The sequence below is a fragment of the Bacillus cihuensis genome (genome assembly GCF_000504145.1).
GTDB classification, from domain to species: Bacteria; Bacillota; Bacilli; order Bacillales; family DSM-1321; genus Peribacillus; species Peribacillus huizhouensis.
Map to the genome: position 1 here is coordinate 319,290 of NZ_AYSD01000010.1, position 17,142 is coordinate 336,431.

A 17,142-nucleotide genomic window follows, 5' to 3' on the forward strand; every position below is an offset into this window, starting at 1 on the left:
GGGAATTTATTTTTCAAAATATGAGGGGGATGTGCAAATGCTTCAAGCAATTATGGTTGAGCCCGGTAAAATTGAATTTAATGATGTACCAGTTTCAAAAGTAAAGCCTTACCAAATTAAAATTAAAGTGAAGCGAATCGGAGTCTGCGGTTCTGATATCCATGTGAATCACGGCAAACATCCTTATACTAGTTATCCGGTAGTACAAGGTCATGAAGTATCAGCAGAAGTTGTTGAGGTGGGCTCTGAAGTTACGAATGTTAAGATAGGAGATAAAGTTACCATCCAGCCACAAGTAGTCTGCGGCGAGTGTTATCAATGTACCCATGGATTATATAATGACTGTGAAGAACTGAAGGTTATGGGTTTTCAAACAACAGGGATGGCAAGCGAGTATTTTGTCGTCGATGCTAGTAAAGCAATAGCATTACCTGCTGAAATGAGTTTTGAGCATGGAGCAATGATCGAACCTCTTGCTGTTGCCGTGCATGCTGTAAGACGTGCTGGAGATGTAACGAATAAAAAGATCCTAGTGCTAGGCGGGGGTCCAATTGGTAATCTCGTTGCCCAAACAGCTAAAGCAATGGGAGCAGAATCAGTACTCATATCAGAACTAAGTAAATATCGTTTAGAAGTTGCTGAAAAGTGCGGCATTAAGACTATTGATGCTAAAAATGAAGACATATTGAATGGTATCATTGCGAATTTTGGTAAAGACCGAGCAGACGTAATATTTGAGTGTATAGGAATCAATGTTACCATTAACCAGGCCATTAATTCTGCCCGAAAAGGAAGTACCATCGTCGTTGTTGGCGTATTTGCAGAGCTAGCAAATATCAACATGGGCTATGTGCAAGACCACGAACTATCCTTACTCGGCAGTGCTATGTATCGTGAAGAAGATTATGTAAAAGCAATTGAACTTGTCAATGAAGGTTTAATTGATTTTGATACGTTAATCACGCATCGAGTGAAATTTGAAGATTATGCCAAAGCTTATGCTCTTATTGATGAGCAGAAAGACTATGCGATGAAGGTCATGATCGAAATAGATTAATATTTTTTCAATCGTAATGTTTATGTTTATTTGGAAATAGCGTTGCCTATTCCAAATAATTTTTAATCAATTATGTCGTGACATAACTACATAATAACAATTAGTAGACCGGAAACGATTGACTGAAAAATCAAGGACTTACTACTAGGGGATGAGGATGTAATGAAAGAAAAAATCTTAATCACGCCTAAATCATTTAAAAACTACAAAGAAAAGGCTCATAAGCTGCTTCAGGACCATGGCTATGAGATCATCGAAAATAATTTGGGCAGAACGATGACGGAAGAAGAGATCATCGAGCTAGCCAATGATGATGTTGTCGGTATTATCATAGGTGTAGATCCACTTCCAGCTAATGTTCTAGAACAATGCAAGAGCTTACGAGCAATCTCTAAATATGGGGTTGGTATGGATAATATTGACCTTAAAAAAGCAGACGAACTTGGAATCCTTGTAAAAAATGCGGTAGGAACGAATTCGATTTCAGTGGCTGAACATGCGATTGCTCTTATGTTCGCAGGTGCAAGACATTTACCGAGTATTGCCACTGGAGTTAAAGCATATGGGTGGGAACGAAGCATTGGCTTCGAGTTAACTAATAAAAACCTTGGTCTAGTTGGTGGTGGACAAATTGGAAAAGAGGTTGCCAAGAGAGCAGTTGGAATTGGTATGAAAGTCACAATCTATGATCCTTATTTTAATGATTTCGAATTCCTTGAAAAATATAATATCCAAACAGCCGATGAGTTATCAGAACTATTAAAAATGTCCGATATTATTTCCCTTCATTTGCCGGCAACGGAAGAGACAAAAGGGCTAATCAATGTTGAAACATTAAAACTAATGAAGCCAACTACCATCCTTATTAACACATCTCGTGGAGAACTTGTGGATGAAGCAGCGCTTTATCATGCGCTTGTTAATCAGGAGATAGCCGTTGCTGCACAGGATGTGTACTCTTCTGAACCACCAAAACAAGGGGATTTATTAGTGGCACTTCCAAATTTCATTTTAACACCGCATATTGGTGCATTTACCTATGAGGCAGTGGAACGAATGGCAATGGTTTCAACGGAAAATCTCATCAATATGCTTGCTCAAAAGGAAGTTGCAAAATGAATAATGGCTTAGATTATTTAACTAGTGTATCGAATTCATCTAAGGGTTTAATTATTGAGTGTCAAGAGGATGTAAGTGGTAATGAGCAATCTTATCACCAAGTCATTACCACTGTAACTGGACAAATAGCGTCGGAAGAAATCGGCTTTTGTCACAGTCATGAGCATCTTTTTTTAAAAAAAGGTCCAAGTTCTGAAATAGATTCTTCTTTGCAAATAGATGATTTTGATAAAACCACTCAAGAACTGAATTTGTTTAAAGCGGTTGGTGGTACGACCGTAGTGGATGCCCAACCCATTGGAAGCGGCCGCCATAGTCAGTGGTTAATGGCTGCTTCGCAACAAACAGGTATTCAGATCGTTGCTTCCACTGGGTTTCATAAATTAATGTTTTACTCTGAAAATCATTGGATTCGAACGGCAGATGTTGATACACTCACTGAACTATTTATAGATGAACTGGAAAACGGGATGTATGCAGATGGAGAAGATGCATGGCCTGTAGAAAAGATTGTGGCAAGGGCAGGTATTATTAAGACGGCCGCGGATTTTGAAGGTGTGGGAGGTCAATATTATCGGCTTTTCAAAGCTGCTTCCCAGGCAGCGGTTGCTACTGGGACACCCATCATGAGTCACACTGAACTCGGGTATGGAGCTCTTGATCAGATTAAGCTGTTTACAGATTTAGGCGTTGCTCCAAGCCAATTAATCATCTGCCATTTAGACCGAAAAATGGATAACGTTGATTATATGCTTCATGTTGCGAGTACGGGGGTTTATTTAGAACTCGATACCATCGGACGATTTAAATATCATTCGGATGACGAAGAAGTAGAGCTGATTATTAAGCTGATTGAGGCAGGTTATGAAAATCAAATTTTACTCGGACTGGATTCCACCCGCAAGCGATTAAGAAGCTACGGTGGTGAACTAGGTTTGGATTATTTGGTCAAAAGCTTTTTGCCCAGACTTGAGTATAGTGGTGTATCAAAAGCCTTAATCCGAAAATTCATCCACGAAAATCCGGCAAAAGCATTCAGTAAACGTATTTTTACAACATAAAACAGGAAAACAGAGAGGAGATTTCCCATTGAAATTACCAGAAAAAGCAACTCAGCCAACTATGTATTTTATCGGTGTAACTACCACGAAATCCTCCATCATGAAGCTTTTCCCTCTTTGGGTGGAAGCTTTAGGACTGGAAAAAGCGGTCTTAAAAGGGATTGATATCGATATTCATGCGGATCCTCAAGTATATCGGGATGTGGTGCAGTTTATCAAGGATGATGAATTATCGCTAGGGGCCCTTGTAACTACCCATAAAATTGACCTTTATCATGCTGCTAAGGATCTCTTTGATTACCTTGATCCTTATGCAACCATGTTTGGTGAACTTTCTTCTATTTCCAAAAAGAATGGTAGGCTAGAAGGCTATGCAAAAGACCCTATTTCTAGCGGTTTAGCAATGGAAGCTTTTATTCCAGAAAACTATTGGAATGATCACGGTGGAGAATTGTTCATTATGGGAGCGGGCGGCAGTGCCATAGCGATTTGCTCCTACTTATTAGATCCTAAAAAAAGGAAAAGCATCCCATCGAAAGTGGTAATCGCAAACCGTAGCCAACCGCGTCTTGATGAGATTGCACGAATTGTTCAAGAAATTAATCCTGATGTAGAAGCTGAATACCATTTAACACCAGAACAAGGCCAGAACGATGACTTGCTTGCTCAACTTAAACCGCATTCCCTAATAATAAATTCAACCGGGTTAGGAAAAGATCGACCAGGTTCACCATTAACTGATAGCTGTGGCTTTCCTGAAGAGAGCTTAGTCTGGGAATTGAATTATCGGGGAGGGCTTGATTTCATGCATCAAGCACTAGCTCAAAAAGAAACAAAAGACCTTTATATAGAAGATGGCTGGATTTACTTCATCCACGGCTGGACGCAGGTTGTTGCTGAAGTCTTCCATATTGACATAACCGGATCTGTTTTCGACCGAATTGAACAAATTTCAAATGAAACAAGGTAAGTAATTTTCGAATGAATTCTATTGTTTTTATTAGAATGATAAACCCAATAACCAACTAAGCACATATGTGGTTCAACACTCTGAATGATCTGAATGAATTAATGCTGAACTTTATGACAGATGCAAATTTACAAAAATGAAAGAGTTAATATAAAAACAAACAGAGGTGACTTAAAGATGACTGAAAAAGTTTTAAAACCATTTACTATTGATTTTGATCTTATTACTGGCTACTCCCAAGCGAAAAATTCAACTAAGCGTCCGCTTTCGAAAATGAAGGGTATGTATGCAGATGACGTTGCTTTTGATTCAGCAATACAAAACGACGATCCGCTAGTTTACGAGTTTTACGAACTCGACCTACCAGAAACGCCAGGTAATCTATTATTCGGAACAAGTATCGTCTACCCTGGAAAAGTTGGCGATGAGTATTTTATGACGAAAGGTCACTTCCATACCATTTTAGACACAGGTGAAGTGTACTATTGCTTAAGTGGTTATGGAGCCATGCTAATGGAAAATCCGGAAGGGGATTGGGATATACAGTATTTCTCCCCAGGAAAAGCAGTCTATGTACCACCACGCTATGCACATAGAAGCATCAATCTTGGAAATGAGACGCTTGTGACGTTCTTTACATTCCGCGCAGATGCCGGTCATGACTACGGTACCATCGAAACCAAGGGATACAGAAAACTTGTTGTTGAAAGAGATGGTAAGCCTGAAATAATTGATAATCCAAAATGGAAAGAATAAGAGGCGTATACTATGAGTAATAAATGGGAAGTTATAAAAAAAATTACTGACTCAGGATTAGTTGTAGTTGTCCGGGCAAACGATGCGGATGAAGCGAAAAAAATTACCGAAGCCTGTCTAAAAGGAGGAGCAGCGGCGATTGAAATTACTTACACTGTTCCAGGTGCTACCCAAGTCATCGAAGAGTTGGCTAAAGAATACCAAAACGAGATTATTATTGGGGCCGGAACCATATTAGATCCTGAAACTGCACGAATTGCTTTGCTTTCAGGTGCAGAATATGTTGTCAGTCCTTATCTTAATGAAGAAACTCTTAAACTGTGCAATCGATATCAAGTCCCATGTATGCCAGGTGTAATGACTGTTGAGGGTGTGGTCAAAGCAATGGAACTTGGTGCTGACATTTTAAAAGTGTTCCCAGGGGAAGCCTTTGGACCAAATATTATCAAAGCAATTAAAGGTCCTCTACCTAAATCCAGTCTTATGCCAACAGGAGGTGTAAGCCTTGATAATGTAGGGCAATGGATAAAAGCAGGAGCTGTTGCTGTAGGTGCCGGAGGATCGCTTACTGCTAGTGCCAAAACTGGTGATTACAAAACCATTTCCTCATTAGCCGAACAGTTTGTCCAAAAAATAAAAGAGGCAAGATTAGAAAAAGCATTCTCGGGAAGATAAATATTAGCCAGTACCAGCATACGAAAACTTGAATAAAGTTAGCTAACAAATGGACACGGGATCATCATTAACCGTGTCCATTTGATTGCTTTCGAATTTGGTTAATTTTTTTGTAAGATAGTTCATATGGAAAACTGGTATTATTCTTAAAAATTTCTTAAACGACCATCTGCTTTAGGTGGTGTTTAAGGATAGAAATGGTGTATCCAGTATTTCTTAAAAACCTTACTTAGATATACCACGCTAAAGCGTATTTTTAGAAGAGGGCAACTAATGGGACAGGTTAACTGTCCTTATCTCTTACGAAGTAGGAAAAGCTGAAAATGTCATGCCTCGTTGGGTAAAAGAAGGCTTTAGACCAGATGTCATCGTTGTGGATCCACCAAGAAACTGGCTGTCATCAAGCATTATTACGCACGATGATGAAGGTAAAGCCGAAGAAAATTGTGTATGTGTCTTGTAATCCATCGACCTTGGCGAAGGATTTGCAGGAGTTGAGTAAGCTTTATAAGGTGGTGAGCATGCAGCCTGTGGATATGTTTCCGCAGACGAGTCATGTGGAGTGTGTCTCACAACTTTTATTAAAGTAAACAAATTATATTATAAGGCTCAGTTTTCCTACTGAGCTTTTTGTATGTTTAAATGAAACCATAAAGTAATTAATATCATCAAGGATTCGGCTATCTACATTCTATCGACAAAACCTACTAAACTCCGGGAAGTGATAGGGACCTATCTTAAATTCTACGGTTTCAAAGTTTTATCCTTATAACTAATTTAGTAGTAATTGATTTCATATGCATGACGTTGTATGCAAGGTAAAATCTATAAAAGGGAATAACAGTAAGAAGAAGGAGAGAGACATTGCTCTCCACTTCCCTTCACACTATACCTTAGTCGGGGACATTCGATTTATATCATTCTTCTTAAATTATGATAATTTTGCAGAAGAACTGTCCATATAGATTACCCCATATTTTGAATTGGCGCTGCGCCTGATCGACGGCGTTCAAGTTCTACGTCCATTTCTGCCCGTTTATCATCGAGTTTGTAGGGAATTATGGTGATTGCGATTAGTACACAGATGACAAGTGGTATCCAGATAAAGCTTGTTTCAATATAATTTAAAGCGGTTTCAGTTTGTTTAACATTCGGAATATAACCGCCCATTTTCAAAATAACGCCTACAATTGCACTTCCAAGGCCTAGGCTTACTTTTACAAAAAATCCTTGGAAAGCAGCAATCATCCCAGCAATACTTCGATTATTTTTGTACTCTGAATAATCAATTACATCTGGCTGAATTGCAAAAGTGGTGCCGAAGATGCCATAGATTCCAAGCCCGGTAATTGCTAAACCGGCAATCAGCAAGCCAGGTGATGACTTTCCGAAATAAATGACTAAATCGCCAACAATATAAATAGCTGTACTTAAAAGCAATACATGTTTCTTTGGCATTTTCTTCTGCAGCCAAGGCAATATTAGCAGTATTGGCAGACCAGAGAGAATACCGAAAAGTCCTACAAACGTCAGCCAATCCGTACGGCCCAAATTATACGTGAAATAGTAGATAACGGTTGTATTTCTAATGACAAAAAGACCAAAATAGAGAAAATTCAAGATAAAGAAAATGACGGCAGGGCCTGTCAATCCTTTAAAATCTTGTTTAAAGGAAGATTTCCCTGGTTGAACGGTTGGCGGAACCACCTCTTTCGTATTCATGAAGGTAAACACAAATACGAGCACTGCGACAATGCCATATATGGACATCGTAATGAAATATCCTTTTTGGTTATCTCCTTGACCGAAGAAATTCACCATTGGCGTCGTAATCGACATAACTAAAGCGGTTCCAATTAACGCGCAAATCATACGAGTCGATACTAACCAGTTTCGCTCGTGGTTATCGGAAGTTAACCTTGGTACAATCGTATTTAATGGGATATTAACCACCGTATAAGCAATATTCAACAAGCAATATGTGATATACGCCCAGAGAATTTTTCCTGACATACTGAAATCCGGAACGATAAAGGTCATGATCGTAAAGGCTGCAAATGGAATGGCTCCGATTATGAAGTAGGGTCTTCCTTGTCCCCATCTAGTCTTAGTCCGGTCAACCAATAATCCCATACCGGCATCGGCAAAGGCATCAATGATTTTGGTTACTAACATTAAGGTACCAGCAACGGTTGCGGTGATTCCAAAGACATCTGTATAAAAAAACAACAGGTAAGACGCCATTGTACTAAATACGAGGTTGCAGGCGAAGTCGCCCGCCCCGTATCCAATTCTTTTTTTCCATTTATTCATTGTTATCACATATCCTTATTTTAGAATGGGTAAAGCATATGCTCAAATCATGTTGTAGAAAGTCTTGTCAACGTTTTCATATTAGACTTTAAATTTTGATAGATTGATTGATAAACTTGGTAATAGTCATTATATTTCCTATGATTCTCTTCATTTGGCATGATTTTCTGATCGAGAACCTGCCATTTCTTCACATCTTCATAAGAAAGAAGACCTGTACCAATTCCAGCAAGCATGACATCGCCCATATTTGCTTCTACATCATGAATCGGGCAGACCACTGGATAGCCTGTGACATCAGCAAAGATTTGTCGCCACAATTTTGATTTTGTTACACCACCGGCAAGTAAGATATATTCGCCTAGATTTTCTCCGGTCGCTTCAATAGCATCTCGCAGAGAAAAGGCAACCGCTTCCAGAAAGGCACGATAAATATGAGCCTTTGTATGTGCCAATGAAAGTCCGACGATGGTACCTTTTGCATCAGAATCCCATATAGGACTTCTTTCTCCCATAAAGTAAGGAAGGACAACCAACCCTTCACTTCCAACTGGAATGTCTGCGGCCTGTTCATTTAACACATCATAGGCATTTTTTCCGCCCGCTTTTTCTGCTTCCACTTCATATTGACACATCGTCTGACGGAACCATTTTACAATCGCTCCAGCTGTAGCTCCTCCGGCAAAATAATAGGAAAGTCTTTTCGCATCAAATAAATACGGCCAAACAATCAAATCTTTCCCTTTCACTGGTTGATCAGATATTAAGGCTGCGCACATCGAAGTTCCAATGGCCGCTGCATAAATACCAGATTCAAATACGCCAAGGCCGATATTGGCAGCACCGCTGTCAATCCCACTGGCGATCACAGGCATTCCTTCCAAAAGGCCAAGCTCCGCCGCGGCTTCTTTTGTCAATCCGCCGACAATATCCGTTGATTCCACGATTTTCTCTGGCATCATCGACAACGGAATTCCCATCGCATCCATCATTTCTTTAGACCAGGTTCGGCTATTCATATCAAAAATCCCGCCGATATTTCCTGCAGAGGAATAATCAATGGCAATTTGTCCGGTCAGCTTATAGATGACATAATCGTTCGGTGGGAGAAAGAGCCTGGTTTTCTGCCAATTTTCCGGTTCGTGATTTTTCATCCATAATATTTTCGTATAGCCGTAATAGGGATCAGCGCCATTATGGGTCACTTCGCGGAGTTTTTCTTCTCCAATATGATCTAAGACCCACTTTGTTTCCGCTTCGGCTCTTCGGTCCATCCAAATCATGCACGGTCTAACTGGTTCCATGTTTTCGTCCAATGGAATTCCTGAACCTCCATAAAGCCCGCTAATGGCGATTCCACGGATTTTTCCGGCAGGTATTCCTGACTTTTGTACCGTGTTTTTAATTGATGTTTTCGTTGCATCCAGCCATACATTCGGCCACTGCTCTGCCCATAATGGTTTTGGGGTTAGCACATCGTATTCTTGTAAATCTTGAGCGATTAAATTTCCTTCTGTGTCCATTAAGATTGTTTTGGTACCGGATGTTCCGATATCTGTACCGAGTAAGTAATTCATAGATGCATCCTCCCGAATTATTAATCTATTAAATGCAAGTGAAAGCTCCATCGATGACAAAGTCAGCTCCTGTCGTAAAGCTGCTAGTGTCTCCTGCTAGATAAACACAAATGGACTGAAGTTCTTCTGGTCTACCCATTCGGTGAAGCGGTGCCATTTCATTCCACTGTTCGATCAATGGCTGTAAGTTTGGCGAATTTAAGGTAAGCTCTGTGCCGATATATCCTGGACTGATACAATTTACCCGTACATTTCTTGTTGCCCATTCTACTGCCAGCGATTTGGTTAACTGGATAACACCTGCTTTAGAGGCGTTGTATGAGCTTTGTGGTTGCGGCACATTGACAATATGTCCTGACATCGAAGCTGTATTAATAATCGAACCGCCACCTTGTTTTAACATGACTTTTCCCGCTGCTTGTGCTGTTAAAAATACACCAGTAAGATTAATATCCATGACTTTTTTCCACTGTTCATAGGTCATTTCCTCTGCTGGCACATTCATGCAGATTCCAGCATTACAAAAAGCAACATCTAAACGACCAAATGCACTAAGGATGGTTTCGATCATGGCATCTACATCTGCTGGGTTGGTGACATCTGCCTTGATGGCAATGGACTTGATCCCATTATTTTTTTCAAGTTCCTGAGCTGTCTTTGTGGCTTCCTCCATATCCAGGTCGACAATCGCTATATCTGCTCCTGCTTCAGCAAAAGCCGTTGCCACACTTTTACCTATACCTCTTGCCCCGCCTGTTACAAAAATCTTCTTTCCGTCCAATCTCATTTTTTCAATAATCCCCATTTTTCCCCATTCCCTTTTATTAATTTATTTTGTAAAATCGTTTTATAAAATACATTTACATAATAAAACGATTTTCTCTGCTAGTCAATATATAGATAATTTATAATTGGCAGATACTTTATGACAAAACTGTGATTGTATCTGTTCTTGTGATATATTTGAAGAGTTAAAGTAAATATTTTTATAAAATTAGTTTATATAATGGGGTGTTTTTTTCATGGACAATAGCATCACGTTTAAAGATATAAAAAAAAGCAATTATTCATCGATTTACCACCTCATTTTTCAAAATGAGAAGCTTTCGAAACAAGAAATTGCTAATCAACTTCATTTGAGTTTACCAACGGTCACCCAGAATCTCGTTCGTTTGGAAAAGGAAAAATTGATTGGGAAGAGCGGGCAGTTTGAATCTTCTGTGGGAAGGCGTGCAACAGCTTATGCCATTTGCCCTCAGGCTCGGATTAGCATTGGGGTAGAGATTCAGAAGAGGACCGTACAGATTCTGGCCATTGATTTGCGTGGTCATGCTTTTTTGCAAGAGAGACTAGCGATGGATTATGCCAATGAAGATCGTTATTATAAAGAGTTAAGTCAAGCTGTACAATCTTTCATCTCGTCACTCGATGTGACAAATGAGCAGGTTCTAGGTATTGGTTTTGCCGTACAAGGATTAACGTCAAATGACGGGAAAAAAATCACATATGGAAAAATATTAATCGCTACAGGATTAGATATTGAAGTGTTTTCAAAGTATCTCCCTTATCCATGTATGTTTTTACATGATGCTAAGTGCGCGGCAACAACAGAGTTGTGGGTAAGAAATGATATTGGCGATGCAGTCTATCTATCGATTGGTCCACACCTTGGGGGTGCGATTATCATAAATAGTCAAATTTATATGGGGAAAGAAGGGCATAGTGGAACGGTCGAACATATGACGATTATTCCTGATGGTCCTACTTGCTACTGCGGGAAAAAAGGATGCATGGAAACGATTAGCTCTGTTAATGCACTTCTAGATGATGATGAAACATTAGATTTCTTTTTTCTACAAGTCCGTTCCAGAATTCCTTCTTATGTGAAGAGGTGGAATTCTTTTTTAGATCATTTAGCCATTTCAATCAACAATATCCATCTTGTTCTGAACGGTGAATTTATTCTAGGCGGTCATCTATCTCCTTATTTAACGGAAGATGATATCGAAATACTCCATGAAAAAGTCAACGAAAAAACGGCATTTCCTAGCAATGACCCATTTATTTATATTAGCCGTTCACTGGCAAATGGAGTACCCATTGGTGCTGCTATCCCATTTATTCAATCATTTTTGAATGAAATTTAATGGACAATTTCGAAGGCACTTATGTATCTTTCTTGAATCAAAATGACACGAGGGAACCGTCTCTATATAGAAATAGCATTCACTAAGTGTTCGAAAAAGCAGAAATCATAGTTTTAAAAGAGTTGCGATGCAGGGAATCATGCATGAAAGAAGGATACAGGTGATGACATGATACATACCTACTTAGGTGAAACAATACGATATGAAATCAAATACAAAAATCGTACATCTATAGGGATTATAATAGATAGTTATGGAAATATTGAAGTTCGAGCTCCGAAAGGGACATCTAATGATAGAGTACTTCAGTTATTAGAGGATAAGTGGGATCTTATTCAGCAAAAATTAAAGGAAATGAGAGATAGGCTGCAAGGACCACAGAAAAAGGTCTATGAGTATGGTGAGAGTTTTCTATATTTGGGAAAGACCTATCCAATAGAGATCTTTCAAGATATCAATATAACGCAAGACCACGTAGTGCTTAAAGAAGATAAGTTACATATTTATGTAAAGCAATCTGATACTGAAAAAATGAAACAAGCTGTAAAACGATTTTATTACCAGCAGTGTAAGGATCTAGTGGAGAAGAGTATATCCTCCAATCAGCGGAATTTCAAAACAAAACCACGTTCTGTTCGTATTACGGATAGCCAAGCTACCTGGGGCACCTGTGATTCAAATCGGCAGTTAACGTTTAATTGGAGACTGGCAATGGCTCCACGGGAGGTAATCGACTATGTAGTCGTTCATGAAATGTGCCATATGGTTCATATGAATCACGACCGATCCTTCTGGCGCCTTGTTGGAAAAATAATGCCTGATTATAAGGAAAAGGAAAGCTGGCTGACTTTATCAGGATGGAAAATGACCATCTAGTAGTCCATTTAGCTAGTTACAAAATGCAAATGTAGATAGGAATTACTCACCAGCATCCTGATGTATTGCCACTTGCACTCTATACACGAAGAGGTTGGATTTGTAAAATTTGTAAAGAAATCTTGTTCAAATCAAGCTTTGCTCTTGTATTATTCAATCGGTTTTTCAATCTTAATATCAAACAAAATTCGGGCTGGACCAATATGGGTTCGGTCTTTTTGTATCCCATATCTTCCTGGATTCCTTGTCTAATAAGGCTTCAATTACTTTTTCCAAAGTTCCCTTTCCGATCTAGTTGTTATTCCAACATTAGTTTATAAAAAAATTTTTAGCGATGAGTTAAAGCCAGGGTGGTTTTAAAGCGTAAAGGGGCTTCAACCGTTGATATAACAGCTTTTTTTGCAGTGGAATTTTGGAGTGTTACGTTGGTTGATAGAGGCAGGAAATAGCGACTGTAACAATATTTACAAAACAGCAATCCTTTGATTTGACACGTTCCAATGACATTGGTTCCCCTATTTTTCCCCTTTAATTTCGACATTTTTTTCAATTTGTAAAACATTTATTAATTTTTATAAAACTCTGTAAACGGTATTGTTTTAAAGAAAATCAGCTTATATAATAACCATGTAAGAAAAAATTGACACGTTCAAAAAAACAAAAGGAGAGATCAGTTTTCATGAAGAAATCGTGGTTATTAATTGTTGTCCTTGTTTTTAGTTTGGTTTTAACAGCTTGTGGAGGAAAGCAAGAATCTTCACAGGGAGCTGGCAAAGATAAATCTCTAGTCGTTTATACAAATTCTGCTTCGGATGGTCGTGGCGATTGGTTGAAGGAAAAAGCTGCTGAACAAGGATTTGATATTAAAATCGTTGAAGCTGGTGGGGGAGATATTCGAAATAAATTAATTGCCGAAAAAGCAAATCCAATTGCAGACGTTGTTTACGGATTAAATGAAATGAACTATATCGCCTTAAAAAATGAAGATGTTCTTGAACCGTTCACACCTGTTTGGGCAAACGAAGTAGAAGAGGGGACAAGCGATCCTGAAGGTTACTACCATTCATTAGTGAAACAAGCTATTCTATTAATTTATAATTCTGACTTATATACGCAAGAAATGGCTGCATCTGACTGGCCAGAATTATGGGAAAACAAAGCATTTCACGGTTTATATGAAGTACCAACTAATTTAGGTGGGGATACAACTAGAACCGTTATTGCTAGTATTCTAGTACGTTACCAAGATCCAAATGGTAAACTTGGTATTTCAGATAAAGGCTGGAAAGAAATTAAGAAGTTCTTTGACAATGGAACTCCTGCAACAGAAGCTACACCATTCTATGCAAACTTAGCAAATGGGACAACTCCATTCGGTCAAATGTTCTCGAGCGGAATTCAACAACGAGAACAAGAATATGGAGTGAAAGCCGGTATCGTATCACCTGAAATTGGTGTGCCATATGTTACAGAACAAATTGCGGTTGTGAAAGGAACGAAGAAAAAAGAAGGTGCAGAAGAATTTATTAACTGGTTTGGAAGTGGAAAAGTTCAAGCTGAATGGGCAAAAGCGTTTAACTCAATGCCAACGAATTTAGAGGCAGCTAAATCAGCTAATCCAGAAGTAAAAACGTTACATGAATCTGTGAAGAAACAAGATATGGATTGGGAATTCATTACTGAACATATTGACGCTTGGATTGAGAAAATTACGTTAGAAATTCAATAAATAAAAGATTACTTGGCCTTGGTTTTTGGTTCGAAAACCAAGGTTTCACTTTTCTAATACTAGCGGAGGGAATAAGATGATTGAATTCAAAAATATTCAAATCAAATTTGATGATTTCACAGCTATTCATAATTTAAATCTTGAAATTAAGGAAGGCGAGTTTTTTACGCTTTTGGGGCCATCAGGATGTGGGAAAACAACGACGCTTAGAAGTTTAGTTGGATTTATTAAACCAACAAATGGCGACATCCTAGTGAATGGAGAGAGAATAAACGATATCCCTGTAGAACGCCGCGAAATAGGGATGGTTTTTCAGAGCTATGCACTTTTTCCAACTATGAATGTATATGAAAATATCGCATTTGGGCTTCAAGTAAAAAAATACAAAAAAGATGAAGTGGATAAACAAGTTAGAGAGATTGCTAGCAAAGTAGATTTAAATGAAGAACAGCTATTTAAAAAAGTATCGGACTTATCAGGTGGCCAGCAACAGCGAGTTGCCATTGCAAGGGCACTCGTATTAAAACCAAAAATTCTTGTGCTTGACGAACCGTTATCCAATTTGGATGCCAAGCTAAGAAAGCAACTTAGAGTAGAATTAAAAAAATTACAGTCGCAATTCGGTATTACATCTATTTATGTTACACATGATCAGGAAGAAGCATTAACAATGTCTGACAGAATCGCAGTATTTAATAAAGGCAATATTGAACAGGTTGGAACACCGAAGGAAATATTTGATCAATCGAAAACAGAATTTGTTTGTAATTTTATTGGCGACAACAACTTCTTACAGCCATCATTTTTACAACGAATAAAAAATGAATGCAATGTTGCAATTGATCCGGCGACAACAGCTTATATTAGACCAGGGAAAGTGACAACTAAAGTTCTTGATGCTAAACAATATGATGTGGTAGTCGAAGGGGAAATTGTTGAAAAAGAGTATCACGGAATTTCTTCTAAAGTCACTTATGAGATAGGCAATCAACGAATCGCAAATATGGAGATGGAAGATCATTCAAACGATTATGAAGTTGGAAGTAGGAAAAAGATCGCATTTCAAATAGCTGATATTTTAACTTATTAGAAGGTGACATGATGCAAATACAAAATAAGTATAAATTAAAAAATAAACTATATATCTTTGCAATTGGAATTGTATTATCTTGGGCTTGTATCGCCTTTCTAATTTACCCAAATATCAATCTATTAATCACGACGTTTTTTCAGGATGGTGGTTTTACATTAGAGCCATTTGAAAAATTAATGAGTTCCGAGCGGGCAATGAGAAGTTTATGGAACAGCTTTATTTTAGCCATTGCCTTAGTTATCACAGTGAATCTAGTTGGTCTGTTTCTCGTATTTATTATGGGCTATTTTGAAATCAAGGGCATGAAGTTTCTACGATTTGGCTATTATTCAACGTTAATATATGGAGGAATTGTATTAGTAGCAGGCTATCAATTTATTTATGGTGATGTAGGTATCATCACAAATCTATTGCTATCCATTTTTCCGAATATGAACCCGAATTGGTTTGAGGGATTTTGGGCCGTCCTGTTTGTCATGACGTTCTCTAGTACATCTAATTATGTCATCTTCCTATTAAATGCCTTGCATAAGGTAGACTATCAAACGATTGAAGCGGCAAGAAATATGGGGGCAACTAATTTTCAAATTATTAGAAAAGTGATTCTCCCTGTTCTAAAACCAACCATTTTTGCTTTAACTATTTTGCAGTTCATCGGCGGCTTAGGGGCGTTTGCCGCACCACAGATAGTAGGCGGAGAATTCAAAACGATCACACCGATGATCTTAACATTCTCCGGTATCGTCAGTTCCAGAGATTTAGCTGCTCTATTAGCTATTTTCCTAGGGTTAGCTTCGATGATTCTACTTGCAATTATGACAAAAGTAGAATCTAAGGGGAACTACATGTCCGTATCAAAAGTAAAAACAAATTTGGTGAAACAACAAATCAACAATAAATTCGCCAATATCATCGTTCATATGATGGCATATGTATTATTTGTACTCTATACACTACCAGTTGTTCTCATCTTTTTATTTTCGTTTACGGATTCCAAGGCGATTACTACAGGTAAATTAACATGGGATAGTTTTACATTAGAAAACTACATGACTGTATTTACAGATGCAAGTGCTTATCAACCATTCCTTGTGAGTATCATTTATTCAGCACTCACTGCTGTCATTGTTGTAGGGCTGATTCTCTATATTGCACGGTTGATTCAGAAATATAACAATAAATGGACGGCAATGCTGGAGTATATTCTTCACATTCCTTGGATGTTACCTTCTGTTTTACTTGCGATGGGCCTGATTATTACGTATAGCGTTCCAAATACGATGATGTTTCACAAAGTATTAACTGGAACGCTAGGCATATTATTAATCGGTTATATTATTGTTCAGCTTCCTTTTGTATTAAGAATGTTAAAAGCATCCTTTTATTCCATTGACACTTCATTGGAAGAAGCGGCAAAGAATTTAGGAGCTAGCAATCTGAGAACGTTCTTTAAGGTGTTATTGCCCATTATTTTGCCATCGGCTTTGGCATTAGTAGCCTTAACATTCAATTCAACGTTAGATGAATATAATTTATCGATGTTTTTAAGTCATCCATTTTATCAGCCATTAGGCATTACCATTCAAAACAGTACATCACCAGAATCGTTACAAGATACAAGAGCATTAACCTTTGTCTATACGGTATTATTAATGGTCATTTCGAGTATTGTTCTGTACCTTGTTTATGGTCGAGGTACAAAGGCAGGTAAATAATTAAGATATAGTTCGATAAATTGTAATTAAAGCAAAAGCAAAAAATGGAGGTAT

General features: G+C 38.2%; 14 protein-coding genes and 1 pseudogene. 12 read left to right on the forward strand and 3 right to left on the reverse strand.

Annotated features, from left to right (window positions below; translation table 11 throughout):
- Positions 1–37: 37 nt before the first annotated feature.
- The 7 genes and pseudogenes from V179_RS0101435 to V179_RS29500 form a co-directional block, all read left to right on the forward strand.
- The gene (locus V179_RS0101435; protein WP_028389944.1) at positions 38–1,057 is read left to right on the forward strand and encodes a zinc-dependent alcohol dehydrogenase; all 1,020 of its coding nucleotides are present in this window, start codon (positions 38–40) and stop codon (positions 1,055–1,057) included.
- A 162-nt stretch (positions 1,058–1,219) separates the two neighbouring features.
- Positions 1,220–2,176, forward strand: coding sequence for a phosphoglycerate dehydrogenase (locus V179_RS0101440; protein ID WP_028389945.1), 957 nt, complete (start codon positions 1,220–1,222; stop codon positions 2,174–2,176).
- Positions 2,173–3,237: a phosphotriesterase family protein gene (locus tag V179_RS0101445; protein WP_084552161.1), complete on the forward strand. Its 1,065-nt coding sequence runs from the start codon at positions 2,173–2,175 to the stop codon at positions 3,235–3,237. Before V179_RS0101440 ends, V179_RS0101445 begins: the two co-directional genes overlap by 4 nt.
- Positions 3,238–3,265: 28 nt before the next feature.
- Complete coding sequence (locus V179_RS0101450; RefSeq protein ID WP_028389947.1) at positions 3,266–4,207, forward strand: shikimate dehydrogenase family protein; 942 nt, start codon at positions 3,266–3,268, stop codon at positions 4,205–4,207.
- Between the two features lie 177 nt (positions 4,208–4,384).
- Positions 4,385–4,963: a glucose-6-phosphate isomerase gene (locus V179_RS0101455; RefSeq protein WP_028389948.1), complete on the forward strand. Its 579-nt coding sequence runs from the start codon at positions 4,385–4,387 to the stop codon at positions 4,961–4,963.
- Between the two features lie 12 nt (positions 4,964–4,975).
- Positions 4,976–5,638: a bifunctional 2-keto-4-hydroxyglutarate aldolase/2-keto-3-deoxy-6-phosphogluconate aldolase gene (locus V179_RS0101460; RefSeq protein ID WP_028389949.1), complete on the forward strand. Its 663-nt coding sequence runs from the start codon at positions 4,976–4,978 to the stop codon at positions 5,636–5,638.
- Positions 5,639–5,933: 295 nt separating this feature from the next.
- Positions 5,934–6,228: pseudogene (locus tag V179_RS29500) on the forward strand (23S rRNA (uracil(1939)-C(5))-methyltransferase RlmD); the annotation flags it as partial.
- A 376-nt stretch (positions 6,229–6,604) separates the two neighbouring features.
- Here the strand turns inward: V179_RS29500 and V179_RS0101470 are convergent.
- Genes V179_RS0101470 through V179_RS0101480 form a run of 3 tightly spaced genes read right to left on the reverse strand, consistent with a single transcriptional unit; the run spans position 6,605 to position 10,333 of the window.
- Entirely contained in the window at positions 6,605–7,951 is a 1,347-nt protein-coding gene (locus V179_RS0101470; RefSeq protein ID WP_028389950.1) for an MFS transporter, read from the reverse strand.
- A gap of 47 nt (positions 7,952–7,998) precedes the next feature.
- On the reverse strand, positions 7,999–9,528 hold the full coding sequence (locus V179_RS0101475) for an FGGY-family carbohydrate kinase (RefSeq protein WP_028389951.1): 1,530 nt from the start codon (positions 9,526–9,528) through the stop codon (positions 7,999–8,001).
- A gap of 28 nt (positions 9,529–9,556) precedes the next feature.
- Positions 9,557–10,333, reverse strand: a complete 777-nt coding sequence (locus V179_RS0101480) for an SDR family oxidoreductase (protein ID WP_028389952.1) — start codon at positions 10,331–10,333, stop codon at positions 9,557–9,559.
- Positions 10,334–10,550: 217 nt separating this feature from the next.
- Between V179_RS0101480 and V179_RS0101485 the strand changes: the two genes are divergently transcribed.
- The 5 genes from V179_RS0101485 (at position 10,551) to V179_RS0101505 (ending at position 17,088) form a co-directional block, all read left to right on the forward strand.
- On the forward strand, positions 10,551–11,675 hold the full coding sequence (locus tag V179_RS0101485; protein WP_028389953.1) for an ROK family transcriptional regulator: 1,125 nt from the start codon (positions 10,551–10,553) through the stop codon (positions 11,673–11,675).
- A 168-nt stretch (positions 11,676–11,843) separates the two neighbouring features.
- On the forward strand, positions 11,844–12,551 hold the full coding sequence (locus V179_RS0101490) for a M48 family metallopeptidase (RefSeq protein WP_028389954.1): 708 nt from the start codon (positions 11,844–11,846) through the stop codon (positions 12,549–12,551).
- 679 nt (positions 12,552–13,230) lie between these two features.
- Positions 13,231–14,280: an extracellular solute-binding protein gene (locus tag V179_RS0101495; RefSeq protein WP_028389955.1), complete on the forward strand. Its 1,050-nt coding sequence runs from the start codon at positions 13,231–13,233 to the stop codon at positions 14,278–14,280.
- Positions 14,281–14,356: 76 nt separating this feature from the next.
- Entirely contained in the window at positions 14,357–15,370 is a 1,014-nt protein-coding gene (locus tag V179_RS0101500; protein ID WP_028389956.1) for an ABC transporter ATP-binding protein, read from the forward strand.
- 11 nt (positions 15,371–15,381) lie between these two features.
- Positions 15,382–17,088 (forward strand): ABC transporter permease, encoded by a 1,707-nt coding sequence (locus V179_RS0101505; protein ID WP_028389957.1) that lies wholly within the window; start codon positions 15,382–15,384, stop codon positions 17,086–17,088.
- Positions 17,089–17,142: the final 54 nt, after the last annotated feature.